The following is a 10,554-nucleotide window of genomic DNA, read 5'->3' as shown; positions in this document are numbered from 1 at the left end:
ACGCCCAGGCCGAGCATCATGAAGTTGTAGACCCGCAGCATGTGCTTGCGCAGGCCCTCGTCGAACGCCGCACGGTCCACGCCCGCGGCGCCCGCGCCCCAACGACTCTGGTTGGGATACTGGTCGAACATTGCGAAAACTCCCTCGTTCAAGCCTTTGACCGGCAAGCCTCTGACCGGCGGCGGGCGCATGGCGGCGGGTCGGCCGCGAAAAAGCGGCGGGAAGGGATGGCTGCGCTGTCCATCAAAGAGCCCTCCAGATGCGGTCACGCCCGTCGGCGCAAAAGCAGATGAAGAGATCCGACATCGCAGCCGACGACTCGGCTGCCAGAGGGGCCCGGACCCTGATTGCCCTAATAGTTGGCCGTGTGGCCGGCGCCTTTCAAGATACCCGCCCGCCGATGGACTCCACACAAACGGGAGCTTGGAACACGCGCGCCTGTTCCCATATGGCGGCTTGGGAGCGACCGGTCCGGCAAGCCGGGGCGCCGCTTCACCCGTCAACAACCTTCAGAGCCGGATCAACAACATGGAGAGTGCCGCGTTGAGCGACCAGCACCACAGACGCCTCGAACGGCGGGTGGATCGCATCCAGGAGAAGCTTCCCGACTCCATGGCGCGGGTGCTGGCTTGGCTCCGCGAGCCGCGAGCGACCTGGGTGCGCGTCCCCGCCGGGTTGCTGCTGATTCTCGGTGGCCTGTTCAGCTTCCTGCCCGTGCTGGGCATCTGGATGCTGCCCCTCGGCCTCGTTCTGCTCGCTTACGACGTTCCGTTCCTTCGCCCGCCGATCAACCGCGCGCTGGTGCGCGGAGAACGGCGTTGGAAGGAATGGAAGCGGCGGCGCCGCGCCGCTTCCTCATCCTCGTGACCGCCCCCTTTCGTCAGGAATAGGAGCGCGTCAGGGATAGGACCCGGTGTGGGCCGGCGTGCGCTCCAGCGCCCCCTCGCCGGGGCTGTAGCGCTCCGATCGCGGACCGGACAGACGGTCGTGGTCCTTGTCCGCTACCATGGCTTTCAGCGGGCAGTGGCCGCTCATGCCACGAGCCACCAGGGCGGCGCCGGCCAACCCCATGATGGCGCCCCGCAAATCGGCACCGCGGCGCACGCCGCCCGCCGCCATGACGAGCCCGAGGCCGGTGGACACGGCGCGTTCCAGCGGCCCGAGATTCCGCGCGCCCCCAAAGAAGCGGTCGTAGGTGTGTCGGATGGCGTTTTCGGCGCTCATGCCTTCAATCTCCCGGCTGTGCCCGGCGTGAAAGGGATGCCGAAGCGGCGCCGGGCGGTTCTGATTGCAACGCCCGCCCGGCCATCCGGGTTCCCGAGCGCCCAGGGCAACCGGACACGGACAATCGCGACAATGCGGTGACACTTGCCGACTGATCGGTACAATGTCATCATTGTCCCTATGACAAATTGGGTTCCTGATCTGGAGGGCCGGCAAGGCCCCCGTTACCGCGCCATCGCCGACGCCCTGTCCGACGACATTGCCAACGGACGGCTCGCCCCCGGCACGCGGCTTCCCACCCACCGCGACCTCGCCTACCGCCTCGGCGTCACCGTCGGCACCATCACCCGGGCCTACACAGAGGCGGAGAAGCGCGGACTGATCGGCGGCGAAGTCGGGCGCGGCACCTTCGTGCAGGGGCAGCGGCACATGCCCCCCTCCGACCCCTTCAGTTGGACACCCCGGCCGGAACCGTCGGTCGTCAACATGACGGTTGTGACGCCCGAGCACCCGATGTCGGTGCCGATGATGGGCGCCACCCTGGCCGCCATCGGCGCCTCGCCGAACCTGGGGGCGTTGCTGGAATACGCGCCGCACGCCGGCCTGCCCGCCCACCGCGCCGCCGGGGCGCAATGGCTGGTGCGGCAACACCGGGTGGCGGCGTCGGCCGATACGGTCCTGCTGACCACCGGCGCGCAGAACGCCATGGCGGTGGCTCTGGCCGCGGTGGCGCGCCCCGGCGACGTGGTGCTGACGGAGCGGCTGACCAATTACGGCATCAAGACCCTGAGCGCGGTCGAGGGCTATCACCTGGAGGGCATCGCCATCGACGATCACGGCGTGGTCCCGGACAGCTTCGACAGCGCCTGCCGCCGTCTGGCGCCCAAGGCGCTGTATCTGGTGCCGACCATGCACAACCCCACCGCCTCCGTCATGCCGCAGGCCCGGCGCGTGGAGATCGCGGCCATCGCCCGCCGCTACGGGGTGATGCTGGTCGAGGACGACGTCTTCGGCTTCTTGGTCCATGACGCGAAGCCCATCCAGGCCATCGCCTCCGACGTCACGGTCTATGTGAACAGCCTGTCCAAGAGCGTGTCGGCGGGGCTGCGGGTCGGCTACGTGGTGGCCCCGCAGGCCCTTGTGCCGCGGGTGGAGGCGGTCATCCGCGCCTTGCAATACTCCTCCCCGCCCTTGCCGCCGGAGGTCGCGACGCGCTGGATCACCGACGGCAGCGCCGACCGCATCGCCGAGGCCCAGCGCGGGGAGGCCATGGCGCGCCAGCAGATCGCCCGTTCCATCCTGCCCGCCAGCGCCGTCTGCGGGCACCCCTCGGCACAGCATCTCTGGCTGGTCCTGCCCGAGCCCTGGCGGCGCGACGACTTCATCGCGGAGGCGCTGCGGCGCGGCGTGAAGGTGACGGGCGGCGACGTGTTCGCCGTTGGCCGGGCCGCCGCCCCGCACGCCGTGCGGCTGGGCCTGTGCCACCCGCACAGCCGGGACGAGTTGGCGCGCGGCCTGCGCACGCTGGCGGACCTTCTGGAGAATCCGCAGACGGCGATGCTGTCGATCGTGTGAGGAGGCGGAACGGCCGCGCCCTTACGGGAACGGCCGGACCGTGTGCAGATGGTTCAGCGGGCCGTGGCCGTGCCCGAAACCGGGGGCGGAGCGGATGGCCTCGTCCACGTAGGCGCGGGCACGGGCCACCGAATCACGCACACTCAAGCCCTGGGCGACACCGGCGGCGATGGCCGAGGCCAGGGTGCAGCCGGTGCCGTGGGTGTGCGGCGTGTGGATGCGCCGCCCCTCGAACACCTCCTCGCCATCCTCGGTGAGCAGCAGGTCGCACAGCCGCTCGTCCTCCAAATGGCCGCCCTTCAGCAGAACGGCCTTCGGCCCAAAGGTGCGGATCATCTCGGCGGCGCGGCGCATGTCGTCCAGGTTGCGCACCGGGATGTCGGTCAACGCCTCCGCCTCCGGCAGGTTGGGGGTGACCAGCTCCGCATGGGGCAGCAGACGCTTGCGCAGGGTCTGCACGGCGTCCGGCTCCAGCAGGAAATGGCCGCTCTTCGAGACCATCACCGGATCGACGACCAGCGGAACGTTGATCGCCCGCTCCTCGTACTCGCCGGCCACCGCCTCGATGACGGCGGCGTTGGCGAGCATGCCGATCTTGATGCTGTCGGCCCCGAGATCCTCCAGCACCACCTTCATCTGCAGGGCGACGAAGGCCGGGTCCACGGGCAGCACACCATAGACCCCGGTCGTGTTCTGCGCGGTCAGCGCCGCGATGGCGGTCATGGCGAAGGCGTTCAGCGCGCTGACCGCCTTGATGTCCGCCTGGATGCCGGCACCGCCGCCGGAATCGGACCCGGCGACGATGAGAACACGGCCGTTGATTGGGTGGGCCTGCATCGGGATTGCTTCCGTCTGGTCGTCTGGTTGGATGGTGCGCCTAGGAGGCGGTCTCCAGCCGGGCGGCGTCCATGATGGCGCCGGCAATGTCGGCCACCACCGCGTGCACCAGCCCTTCGTCGTCGCCCTCCGCCATGACGCGGATCACCGGCTCGGTCCCCGACTTGCGGATCAGGATGCGCCCCGACCCGTTCAGCCGCGCCTCGCCGTCGCGGATCGCCGCCTGGACGGAGGCGATCTCCAGCGGCTTCGAACCGGCCGCGAAGCGGACGTTGGTCAGCTTCTGCGGCACCGGGGCGAAGACCTGGCAGACCTCGCTGGCCGCCCGGCCGCCGGACTGGATCAGCACCGCCAGAACCTGGAGTGCGGCAATCAGCCCGTCGCCGGTCGTGGAATAGTCGGACAGCACGACGTGCCCCGACTGCTCCCCACCGACGTTGTAGCCGTGCTCGCGCATATGTTCCACCACATAGCGGTCGCCGACCGGCGTGCGGACCAGCGCGATGCCCAGCCCCTGGAGGTGGCGCTCCATGCCCAGGTTGGACATGACCGTGGCGACCACGCCGCCGCCCTTCAGAGTCTGCGCCTGCGCCCAGGAGGAGGCGATGAGCGCCATCACCTGATCGCCGTCGACGACGCGCCCGGCCTCGTCCACCATGATCAGGCGGTCGGCGTCGCCGTCCAGCGCGATGCCCAGATGGGCGCCGTGAGCCACCACCTGCTCCTGCAGGGTCCGGGTGGCGGTGGCGCCGCAGTCCTTGTTGATGTTCAGACCGTCCGGGCTGACCCCGACCGGGATCACGTCAGCCCCCAGCTCGTACAGCACCTTCGGTGCGACGCGGTAGGCGGCGCCGTTGGCGCAATCCACGACGATCTTCAGCCCGTCCAGCCGCAGGCCGCGCGGGAAGGTGTTCTTCACATACTCGATGTAGCGGCCCGTCGAGTCCTCCAGGCGGGAGGCGCGGCCGAGATCGGCGGAGCCGGCAAGGTCCGGCGCGAAGGGCTGGCCCATGCGCGTCTCGATGGCCACCTCCACCGCGTCCGACAGCTTGTAGCCGTCCGGCCCGAACAGCTTGATGCCGTTGTCCTGGTACGGGTTGTGCGACGCGGAGATCATCACGCCGAGGTCGGCGCGCAGGCTGCGCGTCAGCATGGCGACGGCGGGCGTCGGCAGCGGGCCGAGCAGCACCACGTCCATGCCCATGGAGATGAAGCCCGCGGTCAGCGCCGGCTCCAGCAGATAACCGGACAGACGGGTGTCCTTGCCGATCACCACGCGGTGCCGGTGGTCGCCCCGGCGGAACTGCAAAGCGGACGCCATCGCGACGCGCAGGGCGGTTTCCGCCGTCATCGGATCGATGTTGGCGGTGCCGCGGATGCCGTCGGTGCCGAACAGGTGTCGCGTCATGAAAACCCTCGGGAATGGCCCAGTCACTGTACCGCAATCGCGGATGTGTGAAAATGTCATCGCTTGGCACGGGGGGCAGGGTCAAGAACCCTTCCGCGCAGACGCCAAAGGGTTACACGCGTCATGCGATCACGGCACCCGTGCGGGATGCAGCCCCTCCCAGACGGCGCGCGCCTGGACCGTTTGGGGCACGTCATGGACACGCAGGAGGTGCGCGCCCTGGTTCAGCGTTTCCAGACCGCCGGCCAGCGAGCCGGGCAATCGCTCCTTAGGCGGCTCGCTCCGCGACAGTTTGCCGATCAGGGTCTTGCGCGACAGCCCGATCAGCAGGGCGCAGCCCAGCCCGTGATAAAGCGCGGTGTGGCGCAGGATGTCGAGATTGTGCTCCACCGTCTTCCCGAAGCCGATTCCGGGATCGACGGCGATGCGCTCCAGCGCCACCCCGGCGGCGAGGCAGGCGTCCACCCGCTCCTCCAGCCAGTCGAAAACGTCGAGCGCCGCGTCCTCGTAGACCGGGTTCTGCTGCATGGTGCCGGGCTCGCCCCGCATGTGCATGACGACAACGGGAGCCGCCTTCTCCGCCACCAGGGGCAGCGCGCCGGGGTCGCGCAACCCGGCCACGTCGTTGATCAGCGCCGCCCCGGCGTCGAGCGCCGCGCGCATCACCCGCGCGTGCCGCGTGTCCACCGACACCACGGCGCCCTTGGCCGCGAAGTGGCGGACCACCGGCAGGACACGGGCCTCCTCCTCGTCGGGCGACACCGGGGCGGAGCCGGGACGGGTGGACTCACCGCCGACGTCCAGCAGGTCGGCCCCGGCCTCCAGCATCGCCTCGCCATGGGCGATGGCCGCTCCGGCGTCAAAGAAGTCGCCACCGTCGGAAAAGCTGTCCGGCGTCACGTTGACGATCGCCATGATCCGCGGACGCCCGAGATCCAGCCCGCCGAACGGCGCCCGCCCGCGGGTCAGCGCGCCCAGCCGCCGGTCGAGGCTCTGCGCGACGGCGGTCCCACGCTCCCACCCCCAGGCCATGATCTCGGTCAGCGGCGCGAAGGCCCTCTCGATCCGCGCCCCCTGCCGGACGATCAGTTCGGCGGTGGCGAAGGCGAAGCGCCCACCGGCAAGCGGCACCGCCGCCCCGGCGCTCCAGGCGGCGATCGGCAGCAGCCCGACCGGCCTCAGATAGACGCGGACACCGCCCTCCCCCGCCCACGGCGCGAAGGAGGCGAGCGAGCCGGCGGCTGACTTCGGGGCGGGCTTGGAGATCGGAGGCATGGCGACGGTTCGTGCAGCGGAACGGAAGACCGCAGCCTGTCACGACGGGAAGCCCCGACGCAAGAGACTGCGGTCCTCCGCTTCGCTGGAAAGCTGTCGTGCTTGGCGTTACGCGCTTGTTATGCGCTCTTGGGCAGCGGGGCCAGGGCGGCCAGCATCTGCTTCTTGCGCTCGCCGTAGATGCTGCCGAGTTCCTCGGCGCGCTTGTCGTCGAGCGCCTTCTTGGCCTCCTCGAACAGTTCCTCCTCCTCCTCGTCGAGATGGTGGCGGGTGACCTCGCCCAGCACCTGGAGCTTTGCCTTCCAGGCGGTGCTGTCAGCCGGCATGGCGTTCAACTCGTCGAGGAAGCCGTTGATGATGTGGTGCTCGTTCAGGCCCTCGGTGGTCTCCTGCTTGGTGTTCTTGGCCTTGGACAGCGATTGGTAGAAGACGGCCTCCTCGATCTTGCCGTGCGCCCACAGTTCGCGCTGCAGGTCCTCATAGGCGGCGCGCCCGTTGCCGTCGGCCTTCTCGGCCTCGTCGAGCAGGCGGCGGATGGTGTCGTGGTCCTGCTTGATCCGGTCGAAGATGCTGGTCATCGGTCCTGTCCCGTTGTTGCGGTGTCTCGACGGGAATCAACCCAAGCCCCGATCCCGGTGTTCCCGGTGCCAAACGGGGTCAGCCATGCCGAACCATCCAGTGCAGGCTGAACAGCCGGTCCTCGTCGGTCCAGCTCCGCTCCGTGCGCCAGCCGGCGCGGGCGGCAAGGCGGCGGAAGCCGGGCACCGAGTATTTGTAGGAATTCTCGGTGTGGATCGTCTCGCCGCGGGCGAAGCGGACGGGATGACCGGCGATGCGGACGGTCTGGTCGTCCAGGCTGCGCAGATGCATCTCGATCCGTCCGCGCGCGGTGTCGTAGCGGGCCACATGGGCGAAGCGGTCCAGGTCGAAGGTGCCGTCCAGTTCGCGGTTGATGCGGGCCAGCAGGTTCAAGTTGAAGGCGGCGGTCACCCCGCGCGCGTCGTCGTAGGCCGCCTCCAGCACCGCCGGGTCCTTGCGCAGGTCGACCCCGATCAGCAGCCGCGCGCCCAAGCCGAGCCGCCGCCCGAGGCCGTCCAGGAAGGTCATCGCCTCGGCGGGCCGGAAATTGCCGATGGTGCTGCCGGGGAAGAAGGCCATGGTGCGCTCCGGCGCGACGCCCCGCGGCAGGGCGAAGCCACGCACATAATCGGCGGCCACCGGCACCACCGTCACCGCGGGATAGTCGCCGGCGAGCCGGGCGGCGGCGGTGATCAGATGCTCGCGGCTGATGTCCACCGGCACATACATGGCCGGCGTGTCCAGCGCGTCGAGCAGGATTCGCACCTTGACGCTCGACCCGCTGCCCAGCTCCACCAGGGTGGCGCCGCGCCCGGCCAGACCGGCGATCTCCTCCGCGCGGGCGTGCAGCAGGGCGGTCTCGGTCCGCGTCGGGTAATATTCGTCGAGCGTGCAGATCGCGTCGAACAGGGCCGAGCCCTCGGCGTCGTAGAAGTACTTGCAGGGCAGGCTCTTGTCCGGGCGGGACAGCCCCTCCAGCACGTCGGACAGGAACACGTCGTCCTGCGCCGGCCCCTGTGCCGAATGGGCGCGGGCGGCGGAATTTGCGGTCATCAGGCGTCCTCCGCAAGGCGCACGCCGCTGAACATCCAGCGTTGGTGCGGATAGAAGAAATTTCGGTAGGTGGCGCGGGCATGGCCGTCCGGCGTGGCGCAGCATCCGCCGCGCAGCACATACTGGTTGGCCATGAACTTGCCGTTGTATTCGCCGACCGCCCCGGCAGCGGGACGGAAGCCCGGATAGCCGCTGTAGGCGCTGGCCGTCCATTCCCAGACATCCCCGAACATCTGGACGAGGCCACCACCCTCCACGGCGGCGGCCGGGCGCAGCAGGCCGCTGCCCAGCGTGTTGCCGGTGGGGGAAAGCCCGGAGGCGGCGGTTTCCCATTCGGCCTCCGTCGGCAGGCGCTTGCCGGCCCAGCGGGCGAAGGCGTCGGCCTCGTAGAAGCCGACGTGGCAGACCGGAGCATCCTCGTCCAGAGGGTGCTCGCCCAGCAGGGTGAACTCCCGCCAGCCGCCGTCCTCGCCGCGCCGCCAGTAGGCCGGCGCCTCCCACCCTTCCGCGTTGACGGTGGCCCAGCCGTCGGACAGCCAGAGCGCCGGGTTGCGGTAGCCGCCGTCCTCGACGAAGGCCCGCCACTCGCCGTTGGTCACCGCGCGGGAGAAGAGCCGGAAGGGACGCAGCAGCACCTCGTGCCGCGGCCTCTCGTTGTCGAAGGCGAAGCCCTCGCCGCCCCCCTCGCCGTCATGACCCACCGCGACGATCCCGCCGTCCACCGCGATCCAGCGCCCCTCATGGGCGGGGCCGCGCAAGGCCGGCCGATGGGGCCGGTAGGCCGGCGCGACCGGGTTGCAGGAGAACAGATGCAGCAGGTCCATCAGGATCAGTTCCTGATGCTGCTCCTCATGCGCGAGGCCAAGCGTCACCAGCGAAGCCAGCCGCTCGGCGTCGGCGCGTTCCAGCAGGGTCAGCATGGCGGCGTCCACATGGTCGCGGTAGGCCGCCACCTCCGCCACGCCGGGCCGCGTCACCAGACCGCGCCGGGGCCGCGGATGCCGGGCGCCGACCGCCTCGTAATAGGAGTTGAAGAGATAGCCGAAGGCCGGATCGAAGGACCGGTAACCCGGCAGATTCGGGATCAGCAGAAAGGTTTCGAAGAACCACGTCGTGTGGGCCAGATGCCATTTGACCGGACTGGCGTCCGGCATGGACTGCACCACCTGATCCTCCGGCGACAACCCACCGGCCAACTCCGCCGAGGTGGCGCGCACCCGGCGGAAATGGTCGGCAAGTCCGCCGGTTTCGGCGGCTGTTCTGAGCATGGGCGCTGTGTCCTCCCCCGCCTGTCAGGTTCCGGTAAAGCTGTGCCGCTTCGCTGGGCCGCCAACCCTCCTTTCGGAGTGGCCCGGACGCACCGCCCGGCGGCAACGCTCCGCCGGACCGTCTGTTCACAGCGGATGACGCAGGGATTCCGACAATCGAACGATGGAGGAACGGTACCCATGCAACCGCGGCTCAAACCCATTGACGAGCAGGTGATCGTCATTACCGGCGCATCGAGCGGCATCGGGCTGGTCACCGCCCGCATGGCCGCCCGGCAGGGCGCAAAGGTCGTTCTGGCCGCCCGCGACCGCGACGCGCTGGCCCAGGTGGCGGAGGAGATCCGCGCCGAAGGCGGGGACGCGATCCACTGCGTCGCCGACGTGGCCGACCCCGACGCCCTGAGGCGGGTGGCCGACTCGGCGGTCCGCAGCTATGGCCGGATCGACACCTGGGTGAACAACGCCGGCGTGGCGATCATCGGCAAGCTCCTGGACACCGCTCCGGACGACCATCGCCGCCTGTTCGAGACGAATTACTGGGGTGTGGTCAACGGCTCGCTGGCCGCCATCCCGCATCTGCGACAGGATGGCGGAGCGCTGATCAACATCGGCAGCGTGCTGTCCGACCGCGCCATCCCGCTTCAGGGCGCCTACGTCGCCACCAAGCACGCCGTGAAGGGCTTCACCGACGCGCTGCGCATGGAGCTGGAGGCGGAGGGCGCGCCCATCTCGGTCAGCCTGATCAAGCCGGCGGCCGTCGACAGCCTGTACGAGGATCACGCCCTGAACCTGATGGATGTGGAACCGAGCAACCCGCCCCCGGTCTACGCGCCGGAGGTCGTGGCGAAGGCCATCCTGTATTGCGCCCGCCAGCCGATGCGCGACCTCTATGTCGGCGGCGGCGCCAAGCTGTTCGCGCTGGCGGAGACCTTCGCGCCGCGGCTCACCGACCGGATCATGGAACGGACCCTGCCGCGCGTCATCCGTTCCGGCGGCCCGCTCCGTCCGCGCAACGACGCCCTGCACAGCCACGGCGACGACGGGCGGGAGCGCGCCGGCCGGCACCGCTTCGTCCGTGAAACCAGCCTCTACACCGAGGCTCGGATGCATCCCTGGATCACAGCCGCGGTGGTCGCCGGCTTCGGCGTGCTGGCCGGGGCGGCGATGGCGCGCGGCTGGGTTCGGGGCGACGACGCATCCGGGCTGAGCCGGCACCGCCAGTCGATACGGCGGCATCGGGACCGGATGGACGAGGAACGGCGCACCATCGGCCACAACGCCAAGCCGGCCTGGCAGGCGGCGGAGGAAGGCGTGGTCACCTTTCCCCGCTGACCG

The 10,554-nt window shown here is 69.8% G+C and carries 10 protein-coding genes; 3 read left to right on the top strand and 7 right to left on the bottom strand.

Going from position 1 to position 10,554, the window contains the following annotated elements; all coding sequences use genetic code 11:
- Nucleotides 1-543: 543 nt before the first annotated feature.
- The gene (locus H0B54_RS17335) at nucleotides 544-867 is read left to right on the top strand and encodes a hypothetical protein (RefSeq protein WP_035673054.1); all 324 of its coding nucleotides are present in this window, start codon (nucleotides 544-546) and stop codon (nucleotides 865-867) included.
- A 30-nt stretch (nucleotides 868-897) separates the two neighbouring features.
- Here H0B54_RS17335 and H0B54_RS17330 read toward each other — a convergent pair whose 3' ends face one another.
- Entirely contained in the window at nucleotides 898-1,224 is a 327-nt protein-coding gene (locus H0B54_RS17330; protein WP_188261356.1) for a YgaP family membrane protein, read from the bottom strand.
- Between the two features lie 180 nt (nucleotides 1,225-1,404).
- On the opposite strand from H0B54_RS17330, the gene H0B54_RS17325 reads away from it, so the two are divergent.
- Complete coding sequence (locus tag H0B54_RS17325) at nucleotides 1,405-2,799, top strand: aminotransferase-like domain-containing protein (protein WP_188261355.1); 1,395 nt, start codon at nucleotides 1,405-1,407, stop codon at nucleotides 2,797-2,799.
- A gap of 21 nt (nucleotides 2,800-2,820) precedes the next feature.
- Here H0B54_RS17325 and thiD read toward each other — a convergent pair whose 3' ends face one another.
- The 6 genes from thiD to egtB form a co-directional block, all read right to left on the bottom strand.
- Entirely contained in the window at nucleotides 2,821-3,636 is an 816-nt protein-coding gene (gene thiD / locus H0B54_RS17320; protein WP_172428460.1) for a bifunctional hydroxymethylpyrimidine kinase/phosphomethylpyrimidine kinase, read from the bottom strand.
- 40 nt (nucleotides 3,637-3,676) lie between these two features.
- Nucleotides 3,677-5,044 (bottom strand): phosphoglucosamine mutase, encoded by a 1,368-nt coding sequence (gene glmM, locus H0B54_RS17315; protein WP_188261354.1) that lies wholly within the window; start codon nucleotides 5,042-5,044, stop codon nucleotides 3,677-3,679.
- Nucleotides 5,045-5,173: 129 nt separating this feature from the next.
- Entirely contained in the window at nucleotides 5,174-6,319 is a 1,146-nt protein-coding gene (folP, locus tag H0B54_RS17310) for a dihydropteroate synthase (RefSeq protein ID WP_188261353.1), read from the bottom strand.
- A gap of 119 nt (nucleotides 6,320-6,438) precedes the next feature.
- A complete protein-coding gene (locus H0B54_RS17305; protein WP_094304249.1) occupies nucleotides 6,439-6,897 on the bottom strand; it encodes a hemerythrin domain-containing protein in 459 nt (152 codons plus the stop codon).
- Nucleotides 6,898-6,976: 79 nt separating this feature from the next.
- Entirely contained in the window at nucleotides 6,977-7,951 is a 975-nt protein-coding gene (egtD, locus tag H0B54_RS17300; protein ID WP_188261352.1) for an L-histidine N(alpha)-methyltransferase, read from the bottom strand.
- On the bottom strand, nucleotides 7,951-9,219 hold the full coding sequence (egtB, locus tag H0B54_RS17295) for an ergothioneine biosynthesis protein EgtB (RefSeq protein WP_188261351.1): 1,269 nt from the start codon (nucleotides 9,217-9,219) through the stop codon (nucleotides 7,951-7,953). The genes egtD and egtB overlap by 1 nt, the downstream gene beginning before the upstream one ends.
- A 180-nt stretch (nucleotides 9,220-9,399) precedes the next feature.
- Between egtB and H0B54_RS17290 the strand changes: the two genes are divergently transcribed.
- Nucleotides 9,400-10,551, top strand: a complete 1,152-nt coding sequence (locus H0B54_RS17290; protein WP_188261350.1) for an SDR family oxidoreductase — start codon at nucleotides 9,400-9,402, stop codon at nucleotides 10,549-10,551.
- Nucleotides 10,552-10,554: the final 3 nt, after the last annotated feature.

This window comes from Azospirillum tabaci (assembly GCF_014596085.1).
In the GTDB taxonomy this organism is placed as follows: domain Bacteria; phylum Pseudomonadota; class Alphaproteobacteria; order Azospirillales; family Azospirillaceae; genus Azospirillum; species Azospirillum tabaci.
Note: the sequence above shows the minus strand (reverse complement) of the source record. Positions and strands in the feature narration are given on the sequence as shown.

Excerpts from the sequence above, each read along its gene's own strand:
- egtD (WP_188261352.1), bottom strand. The coding sequence starts at position 7,951 with ATGACCGCAAATTCCGCCGCCCGCGCCCATTCGGCACAGGGGCCGGCG.
- egtB (WP_188261351.1), bottom strand. The coding sequence starts at position 9,219 with ATGCTCAGAACAGCCGCCGAAACCGGCGGACTTGCCGACCATTTCCGC.
- H0B54_RS17325 (WP_188261355.1), top strand. The coding sequence starts at position 1,405 with ATGACAAATTGGGTTCCTGATCTGGAGGGCCGGCAAGGCCCCCGTTAC.
- thiD (WP_172428460.1), bottom strand. The coding sequence starts at position 3,636 with ATGCAGGCCCACCCAATCAACGGCCGTGTTCTCATCGTCGCCGGGTCC.
- H0B54_RS17290 (WP_188261350.1), top strand. The coding sequence starts at position 9,400 with ATGCAACCGCGGCTCAAACCCATTGACGAGCAGGTGATCGTCATTACC.
- H0B54_RS17305 (WP_094304249.1), bottom strand. The coding sequence starts at position 6,897 with ATGACCAGCATCTTCGACCGGATCAAGCAGGACCACGACACCATCCGC.
- folP (WP_188261353.1), bottom strand. The coding sequence starts at position 6,319 with ATGCCTCCGATCTCCAAGCCCGCCCCGAAGTCAGCCGCCGGCTCGCTC.
- H0B54_RS17330 (WP_188261356.1), bottom strand. The coding sequence starts at position 1,224 with ATGAGCGCCGAAAACGCCATCCGACACACCTACGACCGCTTCTTTGGG.
- glmM (WP_188261354.1), bottom strand. The coding sequence starts at position 5,044 with ATGACGCGACACCTGTTCGGCACCGACGGCATCCGCGGCACCGCCAAC.